The following is a 16,887-nucleotide window of genomic DNA, read 5'->3' as shown; positions in this document are numbered from 1 at the left end:
CACTCATGCGCCGGGTCCCTCCCATGCCATTTGCACGTCTGCTCCGTTCCAGTCTCCTCTTCGCGGCCATGGCTGTCCTCCTGACGGCTCTTGCGCCTGCGGCGGTGGCCGCCTCGCGGATCAAGGATATCTCAGACTTCGAGGGCATCCGCGAGAACCAGCTGATCGGATATGGCCTTGTCGTCGGCCTGAAGGGCACAGGCGACGGCCTGCGCAATTCACCCTTCACCCGGCAAAGTCTGCAGGCCATGCTGGAGCGCCTGGGCGTCAACACGACAGCCGCGGACCTCAATACAAACAATGTGGCGGCAGTCATGGTGACGGCCAACCTGCCCCCCTTCGCCACACAGGGCACGCGCATCGATGTCTCCGTCAGCGCTCTGGGCAATGCGGAAAGCCTTCAGGGCGGGACGCTGCTGGTCACGCCGCTGATGGGTGCCGATGGCGAGACCTATGCCATTGCACAGGGCGCCGTAGCCATCTCCGGATTTGCAGCACAAGGCGATGCAGCCTCGGTGATACGCGGCGTGCCGACCTCCGGCCGCATCGCAAATGGTGCTCTGGTCGAGCGGGAAGTCGGCTTCAAGCTGGCCAGCATGACCACCGTGCGCATCGCCTTGCGCAACCCGGACCTGACCACCTCGCGCCGCGTTGCCCTCGCCATCAACGAACTGATCGGCTTTCCCACCGCCGAGCCTCTGGATCCCGGCACAGTGCAGCTCACCGTGCCGCGTGATTACAACGGCAACGTGGTGGACCTGCTCACCGACATCGAGCAGCTGATCATCGAGCCGGATCAGCCGGCCCGCGTCGTGATCGATGAAAGTGCCGGCATCATCGTGATGGGCCAGAACGTGAGGGTCTCGACCGTGGCGGTCGCCCAGGGGAACCTCACCGTCACCATCGCGGAAAATCCTCAGGTCTCCCAGCCCCTGCCCTTCGCCAACGGCCAGACCGCGATCACGCCCCAGTCTGACGTTTCCGTCAGTGAAAGCGGCAGCAAGCTGGCGATCGTCAGCGAGAGCGTCACCCTGCAGCAGCTGGTTGACGGGCTGAACACGCTCGGCATCGGCCCGCGCGACATGATTTCCATCCTTCAGGCCATCAAGGCAGCCGGTGCGCTGCAGGCCGAAATCGAGGCCCTGTAAGCCATGACGCCATCAGATCTCACTCTCACCAGCGCCGCTGCCCTGCCCCGTCTGGGAGGCGGCCGCATCATCGCTCCCGACTCGATCCGCAAGCAGGCCGAGAACTTCGAGGCCGTTTTCCTCAACACCATGATGCAGTCGATGTTCACCGGCCTTGAGGAAGGCGGAGCCTGGGGCGGCGGACAGGGCTCCGACACCTGGCAGAAAATGCTGATCGACGAAATGTCCAAAACCATCGCTTCGGCCGGAGGAATCGGCCTGGCCAACACGATCGAGCGCGAATTGCTCGCCCTTCAGGAGGCAAACCAGTGAACGCCCACACCCCGGAAACAGCGGCCCTGCCCTTTTCCACCGCAAGGCCAACCAGCAGATCCGAGGCAGAGAGCTTTTGCCTTGCCGTCTGCCACACCATGGAAAAGCTTCTCGAACTGATCGAGAAGGAAACGGATATGGTGCGGGAAGGCCAGTTGCGCGCTGCAGGCGAGCTGCAGCCGGAAAAGGCCGTGCTGGTACACCACTACACCCAAGGCGTTCTCTTCGCCAAGGAGCACTCCGTGGCTCTAGGCAATCTGGCTCCGGCTGCGGTACAGTCCCTGCGGCGGCAGCATGCGGAATTCCAGCCTGTCCTGCGCATCAATCTGGCGGTTCTGTCCACGGCGCGGGAAGTGGCATCGACCGTGGTGACGACGGTCGCACAGGCCGTGGGCGCCCGGCAGAGGACCACGACCTACGGCCCGGGCGGCGCTTCACCGCAGGCGCCCCGGATCGCGGAAGGGATCGCTATCAACAGATCGCTTTGACGCAGCGGCGCGAATCACTTGCCAGCACCCGCGAAAAGTCTAACCTTTTCGTTAACGGAGGATTCATATCCCCGTTGTATTTTGTGGGTGATACCATCGGGTCAAGGAGTGTTACCCGAAGGAGGCAGGCATGGATACAGGAGCAATCCGGCCGTCACTGACCGCCTATGCGGCAGTAACCCCGGCTACGCGGGCTCCGGAACAGAACGAGCCCGCAGCTAAAACTGAATTGCCGGGTTCCCAGACGGTGAGACCGTCGGGGAACTCTGAAGGACAGCGCCAGCTTGCCGAGAACGGCAATCAGCAGGGCGCATCGGCGTCGCCTGTCTCGAGGGACATCGTGCGCAAGAACACGCTCGACCCGGAAAGCCAGTCATTCATCTATGTCGCCATGGACCGGGAAACCGGCGAGGTGGTGCAGCAGGTCCCAAGCGAGACATTGCGCAAACTGCGGGCCTATGCCAAGGCAGGCGATGAGCCGGTAGTTCCCCAGTCCTCCGCCACGGTTCAGCGCACCGCCTGAAAAAATCAAGATCCGGCACACCAGTGCAGCCCCATGACCCAGGTCATGGGGCTTTTTCCGTTTGTCCGCCAGCAAGAATGTGCAGCCGAGCCATCCCCCGTCCCTCGCCCGCAATATCCTGCCCGAGCCCCGCGCCGGGCACATTGCAAGCCTTTGATCTGAAATTAAAATCAAATTAACCATAAAGTACAATTCATCATACGTTAAGGTTAAAATCCGATAACCATATAACTTAACTTGTCATTACGCTTTAGAACTGACTTTGTTGCTTGCGGAATCCAGAACGGATCCATGTATTGTGTTTTCCCAGGAAGGAAAAACCGTAATGTCTAGCAACGTTAGCCTGTCTAGCGCCGTTCGCGCTAACCTCAATGCCCTTCAGTCGACCGCTCAGATGATGAGCTCGGTTCAGGAGAAGCTCTCCACCGGCAAGAAGGTCAACTCGGCTCTCGACAATCCGAACTCCTTCTTCACCGCCAAGGGCCTTGAGAACCGCGCAAGCGATTTGAGCTCCCTGCTCGATGACATGGGCCAGTCGGTCCAGACCCTGAAGGCAGCGGACAAGGGCATCACCTCGATCTCCGGCCTCGTCGACGCAGCCAAGGCCAAGGTGAACCAGGCCTCACAGACCACCAACCAGGCCGAGCGCACCAAATACGTCAAGGAGTACAATGAACTCCTGACGCAGATCCAGGACATCGCCAAGGACTCCGGCTACAAGGGCAAGAATTTGCTCGGTGGCCAGGGCAATGATATGAAGGTGACCTTCAACGAGAACGGCAAGTCTTCTCTGTCGATCTCGGCTGTTGATTATACGGATGCCTCGAGCTCGACCGGTCTCAACCTGTCGCGGCTGGCCACCGGCACCAGCGGTACATCGACAATCAGCTTGACCAACGGTACCGGCACCGCCGCCCTGACCGCTGGAAACCTTCTCACTGCAGACAATGAGTTCAACGTCGGCGATGTCATCACCCTGACTGATACCAACGGCTCTGAACTCGGCAAGCTGGAAATCAAGGCCGGCACCACGGTCGGAGATCTGCAGAAGTTTCTTGGGGACGTCGACGGCGTCTCAACGGGTCTCACCGGTGGCACGCTCACGGTCACCGCTGACTTCAAGCTGAACCTCTCCTCCTCCGGCACCGCCCCTGGCGCATTTGCCGACCGTTCGACGAACAACACCGCGGAATCAGGCCTCGCCAAGGACAGCGGCATTGATAGCGTTCTGAACTCTCTGAAGAAGGCTCAGGACACGCTGCGGTCCCAGGCTTCGACCTTCGGTACCAACCTGTCGATCGTGCAGAACCGCCAGGACTTCACCAAGTCCATGGTCAACACGCTGCAGGAAGGCGCCGGCCGCCTGACCTTGGCCGACACCAACCAAGAAGGTGCAAACCTTCTGGCGCTGCAGACCCAGCAGTCCCTCGCCTCCACTGCCCTCTCGCTGGCAGCACAGGCGGACCAGAACGTGCTGCGTCTGTTCTAAGTCAAGAATACCCCCGCGAAACAGGGCGGCAGGCTCAGGCCTGCCGCCTTTTTTATTTTTGTTAACTATTCAAGCCCCCACAGAAGCCAACCAGAGAAGTAATAAAGTATTAACTCTATTTTCGAAAGCAATTAACCATGCATTAGGGTTACCAAATCATGATGAAGCCATCCCGCTCAGGACGAGCGGAAACAAATGCTGGACCCAGGAAAGGGATACTAGATGGCTGATATCACCCTGTCCGCCGCCGTACGGCAAAACCTGCTCACCCTGCAGCAGACTGCCGATTTCATGTCGGGCGTGCAGAACAAGCTCGCGACCGGCAAGAAGGTCAACTCGGCACTCGACAATCCGAACTCCTTCTTCACCGCCTCCGGCCTCAACAACCGTGCCAAGGACCTGAGCACCCTGCTCGATGACATGGGCCAGGTCGTGCAGACGATGAAGGCTGCCGATCAGGGCATCACCAACATCACCAAGCTGACGGAAAGCGCCAAGGCCAAAGCCAACCAGGCCCTGCAGACTCAGAGCCAGTATGAGCGCGCCCAATACGCCAAGCAGTACAACGATCTGCTCAAGCAGATCGAGGACATGGCCAAGGACAGCTCCTACAAGGGCAAGAACCTGCTGGCAGGCGGCGGCAACGACCTGACCGCCATCTTCAACGAGGACAACACCTCGAAGCTGACCGTCAAGGCTGTCGACTACACCGACACGACCCTGTCGACGGGCCTGAACCTGCAGGATCTGGCACAGGCCAAGGGCGGCGCGGCTTCGCTGCAGCTCGAAGGCGGCAAAGCTTCTGCAACCTTCGTGAACGCCAGCGGTGACGCTCTGTCGTCTGGCTCACTGCTGTCGGATGCCACCGGACTTGCTGTGGGTGACGTACTGCAGCTGCGCACTGCAGCCAGTGGCGGCGGTGCGGGCGTAGCCGGTTACACCAACATCACCATCGGTGCCAACACCACGGTGCAGGACCTGGTGAACCAGATTGATGGCGTGGCTGGCGTGCGTGCGGAATTCGATGAAAAGACCGGTTCCCTGTCGATCATTTCGAACGACAACGTTTTCCTGCACAACACGAACGGCAGTGCTGCAACACCAGCTCCGACCGACCTGATCAGCGTCAGTGCCGCCAACTTCACCGCAGGGTCGCAGCTGCTGAAGGATTCCGGCTCGTTCAAGGTTGAGGACATTCTGACCCTGACGGACGGCAATGGCTATGAGTTGGGCTCGCTGGAAGTGACGGATAAGACTTCGGTCAAGGATCTGACCGATTTCATCAAGCGCTTCAATGGCGTGAATGCATCGTTCAACACCGGCACTGGCAAGCTGACCATCGAAAGCGACGTGTCTCTCAACCTGAAGAGCACCAACGCGGACTTTGCGGCGACGGCCTTCACGGCGGATACTGACGGCGTCAATGTGACAGCAGCTGTGGAATCAGGCTTTGCATCCGATACCGACATCAACCAAACTATCGAGCGCCTGAACAATGCTCTCTCCACCCTGCGCTCGCAGGCTTCCGAATTCGGCACCAACCTGTCGACGGTGCAGATCCGTCAGGACTACACCAAGTCGATGATCAACAACCTGCAGGAAGGCGCAGGAAGGCTGACCCTCGCCGACACCAACGAGGAAGGCGCAAACCTTCTCGCCCTGCAGACCCGCCAGCAGCTTGCGTCGACCTCGCTGTCCTTCGCATCCCAGGCGGACCAGACCGTGCTGCGCCTGTTCTAAGAATCAGTTCACGCACGACTCACAACCTGACAATCAGAAAAGGCCGGGCCAATCGCCCGGCCTTTTGCGTATCCTCAACCGGTAGCTTGCGCTGCGTCCGCCTGCCATTTCTGACCAGACAGTAAACATTAACGAGCATCATGCAATTTTTAACCATCTGTTAAGGTTACCAAATCATGATCGGCCTATCCCGCTCAGGACGAGCGGATGAACTTGATGGACCCAGGAAAGGGACACATAGATGGCTGATATCACTCTGTCCGCCGCCGTACGGCAAAACCTGCTCACCCTGCAGCAGACTGCCGATTTCATGTCGGGCGTGCAGAACAAGCTCGCGACCGGCAAGAAGGTCAACTCGGCGCTCGACAATCCGAACTCCTTCTTCACCGCTTCCGGCCTCAACAACCGTGCCAAGGACCTGAGCACCCTGCTCGATGACATGGGCCAGGTCGTGCAGACGATGAAGGCTGCCGATCAGGGCATCACCAACATCACCAAGCTGACGGAAACGGCAAAGGCCAAAGCCAACCAGGCCCTGCAGACCCAGAGCCAGTATGAGCGCGCCCAATACGCCAAGCAGTACAACAATCTGCTCAAGCAGATCGAGGACATGGCCAAGGACAGCTCCTACAAGGGCAAGAACCTGCTGGCAGGCGAAGGCAACAACCTGACCGCCATCTTCAACGAGGACAACACCTCGAAGCTGACTGTAACGGCTGTCAACTACACCGACACGACCTTGTCGACGGGCCTGAACCTGCAGGATCTGGCTCAGGCCAAGGGCGGCGCAACCTCGCTGCAGTTGGAAGGCGGCAAAGCTTCTGCAACCTTCGTGAACGCCAGCGGTGACGCTCTGTCGTCTGGCTCACTGCTGTCGGATGCCACCGGACTTGCTGTGGGTGACGTACTGCAGCTGCGCACTGCAGCCAGTGGCGGCGGTGCGGGCGTAGCCGGTTACACCAACATCACCATCGGTGCCAACACAACGATGCAAAGTCTGGTCGACCAGATCAATGGCGTGGCTGGCGTGCGTGCGGAATTCGATGAAAAGACCGGTTCCCTTTCGATCATTTCGAACGACAACGTTTTCCTGCACAACACGAACGGCAGTGCTGCAACACCAGCTCCGACCGACCTGATCAGCGTCAGTGCCGCCAACTTCACCGCAGGGTCGCAGCTGCTGAAGGATTCCGGCTCGTTCAAGGTTGAGGACATTCTGACCCTGACGGACGGCAATGGCTATGAGTTGGGCTCGCTGGAAGTGACGGATAAGACTTCGGTCAAGGATCTGACGGATTTCATCAAGCGCTTCAATGGCGTGAATGCATCGTTCAACACCGGCACTGGCAAGCTGACCATCGAAAGCGACGTGTCTCTCAACTTGAAGAGCACCAACGCGAACTTTGCAGCAACGAACTTTACGGCGGATACTGATGGGGTCAACGTGGTTGCCGCTGTCGAATCCGGCTTTGCCACTGACGAGGCCATCAACCAGACCATCGACAAGCTGAACAATGCCCTCTCGGTACTGCGCGCGCAGGCCTCGGAGTTCGGCACCAACCTGTCGACGGTGCAGATCCGGCAGGACTACACCAAGTCGATGATCAACACCCTGCAGGAAGGCGCCGGCAAGCTGACCCTCGCCGACACCAACGAGGAAGGCGCAAACCTTCTCGCCCTGCAGACCCGCCAGCAGCTTGCGTCGACCTCGCTGTCCTTCGCATCCCAGGCGGACCAGACCGTGCTGTCCCTGTTCTAAGAATCAGCTCACGCACGACTCACAACCTGACAATCAGAAAAGGCCGGGCCAATCGCCCGGCCTTTTGCTTTTCCATACTCTCAGCCAATCCGTAGACATTAATTTTTCCGTTTCAATCCAATCGGTTAAAAGAAATCACTTGGTAACCTTCATGACCAAAATCTTAACAGGTGCAAATTGGATTTACTTTTCGTTAATGATTGGGATCAAATCATGTGAGCGGGGTGTTAAGTCGCATCCCACGTAGAGACCGGTGAGCAAGCCATGAGCGACATTGTCCTTTCCAGCGCCGTCAGGGATAACCTGCTCTCGCTCAAGAACACTGCGGACCTCATGTCCAGGACGCAAAACCGTCTGGCGACAGGCCTGAAAGTCAACTCGGCCCTCGACAATCCCAACTCATATTTTACGGCCGCTGGCTTGAATGACCGGGCAAAGGATCTGAGCAACCTGCTCGACAACATGGGGCAGGCCGTCCAGACACTCAAATCGGCAGACACTGGTATCACGTCGATCACAAAGCTGGTGGAGTCAGCAAAGGCCATCGCCAATCAGGCCCTGCAGACCCAGAGCGAATATGAACGCAAGATCTACGCAGAGCGTTACAACGGTGTCCTGAGACAAATCGAGGACATGGCCAAAGACAGCTCCTACAAGGGCAAGAATCTACTGGCCGGAGAGGGCAATGATCTCTCGATCCTCTTCAACGAGGACAGCACGTCCAAGATGAAGATATCGCCGGTCGACTTCACGAAAGCCTCTCTCGAGGAGGGGCTGGCGTTGAGTGACCTAGCAACAGGCTCGGGTGCGACCGCTTCCTTTGCTCTGTCCGGAGGCTCCACAACCCTGTCTCTGACCGGGCTCCAGGCCTCGTCAGAACTGACGGATCTGGCCCAGTGGTCAGCGGGTGATGTGGTCTCCGTGTCGGATGGCGTCACCACCAGAACCTTCACTGTCGGCAGCGGGCCCGGACAGATCCGGACCGTCCAGGATTATGTCAACGCCCTCAACGACCTCGGGGGCATCAAGGCCAGCTTCGATGAAGTGACCGACCAGATCACCGTCACCTCCGGCCTCGGAGTGGGGCTCAACCTGACGATCTCCAAGGACGCCGCCGGTGGCGGCACCGCCACGAACGGTGGCATCGGAACGGGCACGACCACTTTGACCGCCGCTTCAATGACGGCCGATTCAAAGCTTGTGTCGTCGGGCAGCTACAAGGTCGGCGATGTTCTCAAGGTCGTAGACGGCAATGGCTATGAAGCCGCCTCACTCGAAGTCACCGCCAATACGACTGCTGACGATCTTGTTAAGCTGCTCAACAGCGTCAAAGGCTTGAAGGCGGGCTTTTCGGCCGGCCAGATCAGTTTGGTTGGTGACATCTCTTTCGACATCAAGAGCTCCAACAACGACTTCAACATTACGGCGCTGGCAACGACAGATGGCACCGTAAAACTGCAGGCCACAGACTCCGATTTCAAGGATGATACGGATATCGAGCGCACGCTGCAGGCCATCAACGGGGCCCTCGCAACCCTCCGCTCAACCGCGTCATCCTTCGGCACCAGCCTTTCGACGGTTGAAGTGCGGCAGAAGTTCACGACGCAGCTCGTCAACACCCTCGAAGTGGGTGCTGGCTCCCTGACGATCGCCAACATGAACGAGGAAGGCGCGAACATGCTGGCTCTGCAGACCCGGCAACAGCTCTCTTCCACTGCGCTCTCTCTGGCGAACCAGGCCGATCAAAGCGTGCTCAGCCTTTTCTAAGACTGAGGCAAGTTAAGGTTTTGTCAGCATTCGTTAACTCTTTGGTGAGTGTTTCTGGGCGATGCTGTTTTTCGGAGATTGCGCATGGCTCTCAAGGTTGAGCTGAAGCCGGGTGAACGGATTATCGTTGGCGACAGCATCATCACCAATGACAATCAGCGCACACGCCTTTTCATAGAGGGTCAGGCACCAATTCTCCGGGAAAAGGATATTCTGACGCCAGCCACAGCAGACTCGCCGGCCAAGCGTATCTATCTTGCTGTGCAGCTGATGTATCTGTCCAAGGATATCGAAAAGATCGAGGATAATTACTTCAGCTTGGTGAATGACATAATACTAGCGGCACCAAGTACGATACCTTATATTACCAAGATCAGTAACTCGATATTGGCTGGCGCCTTTTATAAGGCGCTAAAAGAAGCGAAGAAGCTTATCGAGTACGAGAGGACGCTCATCGGTCATGTACAAGCAGGCAGCGCAAGCGTACCAGAAGACGAGCCAGGTAGCCGTCTCCCCTAGGGAGCTCGAGGCAACCCTGCTGATGAAAGCAGCAGCCCGTCTACAGCTCGTCCAGGATGAGTGGGAGAGCTCTTCGCTCGCCGAGATCGATGATGCACTCACCTACAACCGCAAGCTCTGGACCATTCTGGTTACATCTGTGACCAATCCGGAGAACCCTCTTCCGGATCAAATCAAGAGCAACATTGCGTCACTTGGTATCTTCATTTTCAAGCACACGATGGCGCTCATGGCGGATCCGCACCCGGATAAGCTGAATACGCTTATTTCCATAAACAGAAGCATCGCGGAAGGCCTGCGCGCCCGGCCGGAGTGAAGGCCCGGAGCAAGAGCCCTGCTCTTGTCACCCCGTGATATGACAGCGCATATTCAAGCCGCCGCCAAGGCGGCTTTTTCGTATCTTGCACGAAGACAACGCCTCTCCCACGGCGCGCAAAAAGAAAGCCGCCGCCGGTTACCCCGGTCAGCGGCCTGTTCGATCACAACGATGCGCCGTCATACCAAGTGCTCCGATGCTGACGCATCGCCCCTTGAGATTGCTCAGACGCCGCACGGGCTTGCCCCACAATGAGTCAGGCTCATTGAGAGGGGTATCAGATGTAATCAGCCAGTGACAGCTTCAGCACAATGGACGAGGCGCGGTAGGACGCCTCGATATTGGTCTTCAGCTGCAGGATCTCCACGGCCAGAAGCTCCTTGTCGACCCCCTCAATCTGGTCCACAGTCGACAGATAGCCAGACTTACGGATCTGATGGCGCTCGGCCGTAAACTCGATTGACTTGAAAGCCACGGCGATTTCGGTCGTGATATCAACGATACCGGACCGGTCCGTCCTTTCAGGCTGAAGAATGTTCTTCATGCTGGTGGCAAGTTCGGAATAGTATTTTTCATCCGACGGCGTACCACCTGAAAAATCTGCAGCAATGAACGTAGCAAGCGTCTTGACCACATCCGTCAGGCCTTGCTCGTTTGCCCGCACCCCGTAGCCCAGGCGCAGGTTGTCATCAACGGCTGCAATCTTGTCCTGGCGCGGATCCGTGGTCGGCAGGTTTTCGCCAACGTACCAGTTTGTCGTCGTCCCGGCCCCGGAAACCAATCCGGTCGCGGTATCAAACGGAGGCCCATCAACCCGGTTCGGTATCTTACCGCCAAAGGTGTCAAAGAACTCGCCGGACGCCCAGGTGTCCGAAGCAGCACGCAAGGAGGTTGCTGTCTGCTCCTTGATAGCGTCCTGAATCGCCGTGCGCAGATTGTCTGCTGTTTCAGCAAGATCAGCCCCGATGGTGAACTCACCGGTCTTGGCGCCTGAAACCGTCGCTTTAAGTTCGATCTTGACCGACTTGCCACCGTCAGGCGGAAGCGCCAGCTCGATCGAAATCGTCTCCCCCGGTTGCGGCTGCCCGGTGAACTCGACCGCGAAGCTGTCCGGGTCAGCGCCCGTGGGTGCCGTCAGGGTCATGTTCGAGAGATTCGAGGTGACGGCAGAAATGTCGAAACCGAAGTTATGGGCTCCGTCTTCCGAAATCGAAAAGTCAGCGCTGACCGGAACGCCGCCCGCCAGAACCGTGTTCAGCGGAGACACCGTTAGGCGCCCCTCGCTGCCAGCAGGCCCCTGGTTGGCCAGCCAATACTCGTTCATCACCTGTTTCAGGCCAGCCTTTCCATCAGCGCCGTTGAGGATCTGCGACATTTCGAGAACGGGATTGGTGTTCGCATCGCTGCCGCCAAACAGATAATGCCCGGCGACCTCGGCATTCAGCAGGCCGATCGTTTCGGCCAGCAAGATCTCCGCCGTTGCCTGCGTGCTTGTCTGGCCATCCGCCTGAAGCTGAAAATTGTTCAGATCCATCGTCGCCTTGCTCTCGATCCGCAGCGCTTCCAGCCGCTGAAGATTGAGATTGAGCGTCTTGATGTGCAGCCGGCTCATGGTGATCGTTTCCTCATAGGCTTCGATCCGTTGTGCCTTCTGCTTCAACTCCATGCTCAAGAGGCGTTGACTGCCGACGCCACCATAGGTGGTGGACACCTTGCCGGACGCAAGCTGGGATGTCTTTTCCGTCAGCGCTGAACTCAGGCTGTTAAGCTGCTGCGTCAGGTAGCCTCTGGATGTGGTGATCGTACTGATACCCATTGCCTGCCCCTTAGACCGAGTTCAACAGCGTTTCAAACATCTCCCGGGCCGCCTTGAGCACCCGGGCATTCGACGTGTAGGCATTCTGCAGCTGGATCAGGAACCCAAGCTCTGCATCGACATCGACCGAATATTCTTCCTCATGCCGGATCGCCAGGTTTTGGGTCAGAGCCGTGTGGGATGCGGCGGCCTGCTTGCTGGTCTGGGCCTGCTCACCCTGATAGGCGACAACCTGATTGACGAAATCGGAGACCGACCCGCGGAACGGCGAGCCCTCGGTTCCCAGTCCGGTCGACGAGGAGAAGAAGAAGTTCGTCTTGCTGATCGCATCGGCCAGAAACTGCGGACGGCTGCTGTCCTTTTCGGAGTTGCTGACCGGCGTGGTCTCATAGATCACCAGCTTGGAAGCATCCTTGGGCAGTTCCGAATTGAGCATGATCGACCGGGCATAGCCGGTCTTCTGCCCGCCCGACTCCAGCGCACCGGTGTAAAGCGCCTCGCCTGCCCTGCCGTCCGTGAAGAGCGCAAGACCCAGGCCTTGATTGGAACTGCCGGTGACCGTCACATTTGCCTTCAGCGACGTGACGGATGTGTTGGTCCCCGTATCGCCCAGAATGCGCAGCTGGTCCGAGCCATTGTTGGCGACATCCAGATCCGTCGCGCCGAGCGCTGCAATCATCTGGGTGATGTAGTTGGCAGGATCACCGCTCGAAATGTCGATGCCGAAAACCGTGTCGGAAGGATCGGCCGTGACGTTGGGATCCAGCGGCAGCAGCGCCGGATCCCGGACAGCAACGAAGGTCACATTACGCTGAACACCGCCAGAGTCCCGGTAGCTGAGAGACACCGTGTTGCCAGGCTGAAGGCCCGAAACATCAAGCGTGAACCCGCTTTCGGGGGCGACAGTGGTCGCAGTGCCGGCCACATCCACGTTGGAGAACGCGAGGGAAAGCTGCGAGGCAATTTCATCCAGCTGCGCCTGTGCCTCGACAAGTGTGTTGTCGCGCAGATCAACCAGAGCCATCAGCGAGCCAGAGCTGGACGTTCTGGACAGGTCCTGCGTAAGGCCACCGGGAGCTCTCAAGGTGATCTGGTTGCCGGACTGTCCAGGCAGAAGAGTGCTGGCCGGCGTGAAGCTCAATGTCGAGGCCTTGCCGTCCTGAAACAGGGACTCACCATTGTTTGTGGTGATGTTGACCGTGTTGTTGTCGCCCTTGCTGATCCGGATATCCAGGTAGCCGCTGAGCTGTTCGAGATAGCGGTCGCGCTCGTCCAGCAGGGAAACCTCGGAGACGCCTGCAGTCTGGGACTTGTATATCTTGGCTTCGATGTCCTGCAGCTGCTTCAGCAACTGATTGACCTCGCCCACCTGCGAGGCAATGGTCCGGTCCGCCTCCTTGCGCATGTCTTCAAAGACGCGGTAGGTCGAATTCAGCTCCTTGGCCATAAGGTTGGCCGTGCTGAGAACATCCTGCCGGGCGGCATAGCTGTCGGGAGACGTCACAAGCGAAGCCAGAGACGTGTTGAGCTTGGACATCAGCGAGGGCAGCGACCCGGCATCCGCGAGCGTCCCGAGAGTGGCGTCCATCCGCTCCGTATAGCTGGCCTTGGTGGTGGAATAGGCCGTGTCTGCACGGCTGTTCCAGTAGGCCATCTGGATGGATTCATTGACCTGCCGCTTGATGTCACTCGACAAGATGCCGGAGACATTGCCCCCATTGTCGAAATAGACATTGGCCGTGATCCGCTTGGCCGTATAGCCTTCGGTCTTGGCATTGGCCACATTGGCCGCAGTCAGGTCGATCTGCTTCTGATTGAAGTTCAGACCGAACAATGCCGTATTCAGCGCCGAAGTCAGACCCATTTCACGCCTCCGAAGTCCTTTGGAAGCGGCGGCGCACCTTCCTGGGCGCCGCCTGCAAGATCAGTCAGCCTGATCAGCGGATCATGTTGAGAGCATCGGTCAGCATCTTGTCCGAGGAGGTGATGACCTTGGAGTTGGCCGAATAGGCCTGCTGGGTGATGATCAGCTTGGAAAACTCGGTCGCGATGTCCGAGTTCGACGATTCGAGGTTATTGGCGAGAACCGCACCGCCTTCACCGAATTTTGGCTCCCCAGACGTCGGGGTGGCGGCGAAGGCTGCACCGTCGACGCGGCGCAGATTCTGCTCGGCCTTGAAGGTCGCAATCGGGATCTCGAATACCGGACGCTGCTGATTGTTCGAGTAGGACGCCGTAATCCGGCCGGCCTCGTCGATCGACAGGCTCACGATCTGACCTGCCGGATAACCGTTCTGCTGGATATCCAAACTGCTGACCAGACCACCTGCATCGTTAAACTGGGTCAATGTGCCATTATCGAAGGACAGTTCAATGTCCCCCGCAGGACTAGTCGGAGCGGTCAGGGCCGGGATTGTAAAACTGGTAGGTGTAGCGTTGGCGCCAGATACATCAAAGCTTACTTGGCCTGCATGCAGCCAAGGGTCGCCCGCAGCATCCGGGTTAGAATAATACAAGCTCCACGTTCTCGTGGTTTCATCAGTCAATGCCCATCGTAGCGAAACGTTTATAGGCGCACCATTTTGATCATAAACTGTCTTGGACCCGCCTGAAATTGAAGAATTCAGGAAAGCTGTTTCTTGACCAGTGGCGATAGGGTCACCAACAGTAATTGCAGGGTCGAGACGTTGACTGCCAGCAACATTACCCGCAGCCACCGCGCGATTGGTTTTCGGGAAAGTCGGCAAGTTCGCCTGATAGCTCACCTCCGTCGTCCCCTTTGACGGCATCGGTTTATCGTCAATCTGGATCACCGAAGGCGCATCACCAATGGCGTTGCCCGTCAGCGGATCCAGCGGAAAACCCATTAAGTAATAGCCCGAGCTGTTGACGAGATAACCAGACTGATCACGCTCGAAGTCGCCAGCACGGGTAAAATACTGAGTATTGGCAAAAGTCGTCTTTCCGTCCACCACATCAGAGGCTTGGGTAACCACGAAATAGCCAGATCCATTGATTGCCATATAGGTATCAACCTGAGCCTGAACGATCGGGCCAGCCACCGTGTTGGTCGCGCGCGAGGTCGCTGCGGTGGTGCCGCTCTGCTGCTTGGCCTGGGTACCGCCACCGCCACCGGCAACCATTTCCGAGAAGGTGGTGTCAAGGCGCTTGAAGCCCACGGTCTGAGAGTTGGCAACGTTGCCGGAGATGTTCTCCAGCGCTCTGGACTGAGCCGACAATCCCGAAATCGCTGCGTTGATAGCCCCGTAAATACCCATTTTGAATCCTCGTGAGCACTGGAACCCGAAGGTTTTTCCTGCCCTGACTTGGCAAAGGCCGTGCCATTTCCAGTCAGAAACATAAGTGACTGTTTTTATTTCATATTTTTTCTGACCACTGTTTCCGGAATAGAAAATCACCGGAACTTTCCTGCCGGGAAGGGAAGAAACTGCCGGGCGCAACCGGCAATTCCGTCCCTGCCCGGCAAGGCTTGCATGGGGACGGGCGCCCCCCTACTCTGCCCGCAACAGTCAGTTTGCGAGGCACGCATGCGCTTTGAGGGAACACGGGATTACATCGCCACGGACGACCTGCGGGTTGCGGTCAATGCGGCGGTGGCGCTGGAGCGGCCGCTGCTGGTGAAGGGGGAACCGGGCACGGGCAAGACCGTTCTCGCCCATGAGGTCGCCAGAGCTCTTGGTGCGCCGCTGCTGGAATGGCACGTCAAGTCCACCACCAAGGCGCAGCAGGGCCTTTACGAATATGACGCCGTCTCCCGCCTGCGCGACAGCCAGCTGGGCGATGAGCGGGTGCGCGACATCCGCAATTACATCCGCAAGGGCAAGCTGTGGGAGGCCTTTGAAAGCCCGGTGAAGCCGGTGCTGCTCATCGACGAAATCGACAAGGCCGACATCGAGTTCCCCAATGATCTCCTGCAGGAACTCGACCGGATGGAGTTCTTCGTCTACGAGACCGGCGAAGTGGTGAAGGCCCGCCAGCGGCCCGTGGTGATCATCACCTCCAACAACGAGAAGGATCTGCCGGACGCCTTCCTGCGCCGCTGCTTCTTCCACTACATCCGTTTCCCGGACCGGGAGACCATGGCGGAAATCGTTGCCGTGCATTTCCCTGGCCTCAAGGACAAGCTGCTGCGCGAGGCGCTGAACCTCTTCTATGACATCCGCGACGTGGCGGGCCTGAAGAAGAAGCCCTCGACCTCCGAGCTGATCGACTGGATCAAGCTGCTGCTCAATGAGGATATCGATGCTGACGCGCTGCGCGAGCGCGACCCGCGCAAGCTCGTCCCGCCGCTGCATGGCGCCCTGCTCAAGAACGAGCAGGACGTGCATCTGTTCGAGCGGCTGGCCTTCATGGCCCGGCGGGAGCAGCGCTGATATGGCCTTCCGGGCGGCTTTTGCGGGTTGGCGCCGTGTTGCGGCACTTTCTGCCGCGCTGGCTTTTGCCTGCGCCGCCCTGCCTGCGTCTGCCCAGACCGCGGCACCATCCGTGCAGAACGAATACGAGGCCGGGTGGATCAACGATGCGCAGGGCATGCGCCACTTCACCGGTTTCCGGTGCCCCAACGAAGTGGGCGGGCTGACCCGGTCCAAGGTGATGCCTACCGTCAACAGCCGCGTCGCCAGTTGCATCTATGTGGATGAAACGGGCGGCATTCAGGTAGTGGTCAGCGCCTTCCAGCAAGGCATGGCGCGGCGGGAGGCAGGCAAGTTCAAGTCCGGGTATCAGGCGGCAGGCTACAAGGAGCTTGCACTTTCCGGCATTGCCGCCAGCGGCATCACCTTCACCACGGGCGGCGGCGAGGGCCGGATGCTGTGCGAGACCCTGTGGCCCATGTCCGGCAAGAGTGCCGACTACACCGTCTGGATCCATTATTCCCTGCCCTTCCACGAACAGGCCGTCGAGCCAGCCTTCAACGCGGTGGTGGAGATGCTGAAGGCACAGAACTGATTTCCTACGTGGAACCACAGGACTGCCTTGCCAGAGGGCGCC

The 16,887-nt window shown here is 58.5% G+C and carries 15 protein-coding genes; 12 read left to right on the top strand and 3 right to left on the bottom strand.

The genetic code is table 11. The features are described from left to right. Positions 1-23 precede the first annotated feature (23 nt). The 10 genes from IF10I1_RS07225 to flaF all read left to right on the top strand — a co-directional run bounded on the left by IF10I1_RS07225 (position 24) and on the right by flaF (position 10,061). Positions 24-1,148 carry a flagellar basal body P-ring protein FlgI gene (locus tag IF10I1_RS07225; protein WP_186391998.1) on the top strand — a complete coding sequence of 375 codons (1,125 nt, stop codon included), beginning with the start codon at positions 24-26 and terminating at the stop codon, positions 1,146-1,148. Between the two features lie 3 nt (positions 1,149-1,151). Next, complete coding sequence (locus IF10I1_RS07220) at positions 1,152-1,460, top strand: rod-binding protein (protein ID WP_050472589.1); 309 nt, start codon at positions 1,152-1,154, stop codon at positions 1,458-1,460. Further along, complete coding sequence (locus tag IF10I1_RS07215; RefSeq protein ID WP_208975477.1) at positions 1,457-1,948, top strand: hypothetical protein; 492 nt, start codon at positions 1,457-1,459, stop codon at positions 1,946-1,948. Before IF10I1_RS07220 ends, IF10I1_RS07215 begins: the two co-directional genes overlap by 4 nt. Positions 1,949-2,078: 130 nt before the next feature. Further along, positions 2,079-2,471, top strand: coding sequence for a hypothetical protein (locus IF10I1_RS07210; RefSeq protein ID WP_186391999.1), 393 nt, complete (start codon positions 2,079-2,081; stop codon positions 2,469-2,471). 325 nt (positions 2,472-2,796) lie between these two features. Next, the gene (locus IF10I1_RS07205; protein WP_186392000.1) at positions 2,797-3,960 is read left to right on the top strand and encodes a flagellin; all 1,164 of its coding nucleotides are present in this window, start codon (positions 2,797-2,799) and stop codon (positions 3,958-3,960) included. A 222-nt stretch (positions 3,961-4,182) separates the two neighbouring features. Then, entirely contained in the window at positions 4,183-5,700 is a 1,518-nt protein-coding gene (locus IF10I1_RS07200; RefSeq protein ID WP_186392001.1) for a flagellin, read from the top strand. 241 nt (positions 5,701-5,941) lie between these two features. Next, a complete protein-coding gene (locus tag IF10I1_RS07195) occupies positions 5,942-7,459 on the top strand; it encodes a flagellin (protein WP_186392002.1) in 1,518 nt (505 codons plus the stop codon). Between the two features lie 264 nt (positions 7,460-7,723). Beyond that, on the top strand, positions 7,724-9,226 hold the full coding sequence (locus IF10I1_RS07190; protein WP_186392003.1) for a flagellin: 1,503 nt from the start codon (positions 7,724-7,726) through the stop codon (positions 9,224-9,226). An 84-nt stretch (positions 9,227-9,310) separates the two neighbouring features. After that, the gene (gene flbT, locus IF10I1_RS07185; protein WP_186392004.1) at positions 9,311-9,745 is read left to right on the top strand and encodes a flagellar biosynthesis repressor FlbT; all 435 of its coding nucleotides are present in this window, start codon (positions 9,311-9,313) and stop codon (positions 9,743-9,745) included. Then, the gene (gene flaF, locus IF10I1_RS07180; RefSeq protein ID WP_186392005.1) at positions 9,687-10,061 is read left to right on the top strand and encodes a flagellar biosynthesis regulator FlaF; all 375 of its coding nucleotides are present in this window, start codon (positions 9,687-9,689) and stop codon (positions 10,059-10,061) included. The genes flbT and flaF overlap by 59 nt, the downstream gene beginning before the upstream one ends. A 277-nt stretch (positions 10,062-10,338) precedes the next feature. On the opposite strand, the gene IF10I1_RS07175 is transcribed toward flaF, so the two are convergent. The 3 genes from IF10I1_RS07175 to IF10I1_RS07165 all read right to left on the bottom strand — a co-directional run bounded on the left by IF10I1_RS07175 (position 10,339) and on the right by IF10I1_RS07165 (position 15,296). Further along, the gene (locus tag IF10I1_RS07175; protein WP_186392006.1) at positions 10,339-11,877 is read right to left on the bottom strand and encodes a flagellar protein; all 1,539 of its coding nucleotides are present in this window, start codon (positions 11,875-11,877) and stop codon (positions 10,339-10,341) included. 10 nt (positions 11,878-11,887) lie between these two features. Next, positions 11,888-13,741 (bottom strand): flagellar hook-associated protein FlgK, encoded by a 1,854-nt coding sequence (gene flgK / locus IF10I1_RS07170; RefSeq protein ID WP_186392007.1) that lies wholly within the window; start codon positions 13,739-13,741, stop codon positions 11,888-11,890. A gap of 73 nt (positions 13,742-13,814) precedes the next feature. Continuing rightward, positions 13,815-15,296, bottom strand: coding sequence for a flagellar hook protein FlgE (locus IF10I1_RS07165; RefSeq protein WP_208977184.1), 1,482 nt, complete (start codon positions 15,294-15,296; stop codon positions 13,815-13,817). A 129-nt stretch (positions 15,297-15,425) separates the two neighbouring features. On the opposite strand from IF10I1_RS07165, the gene IF10I1_RS07160 reads away from it, so the two are divergent. Both IF10I1_RS07160 and IF10I1_RS07155 read left to right on the top strand, forming a co-directional pair. After that, a complete protein-coding gene (locus IF10I1_RS07160) occupies positions 15,426-16,271 on the top strand; it encodes a MoxR family ATPase (protein ID WP_186392008.1) in 846 nt (281 codons plus the stop codon). 1 nt (position 16,272) lies between these two features. Next, positions 16,273-16,845, top strand: coding sequence for a hypothetical protein (locus IF10I1_RS07155; RefSeq protein WP_186392009.1), 573 nt, complete (start codon positions 16,273-16,275; stop codon positions 16,843-16,845). Positions 16,846-16,887 lie beyond the last annotated feature (42 nt).

The organism is Pannonibacter sp. I15F10I1 (assembly GCF_900185665.1).
Lineage (GTDB): Bacteria > Pseudomonadota > Alphaproteobacteria > Rhizobiales > Stappiaceae > Pannonibacter > Pannonibacter indicus.
Note: the sequence above shows the minus strand (reverse complement) of the source record. Positions and strands in the feature narration are given on the sequence as shown.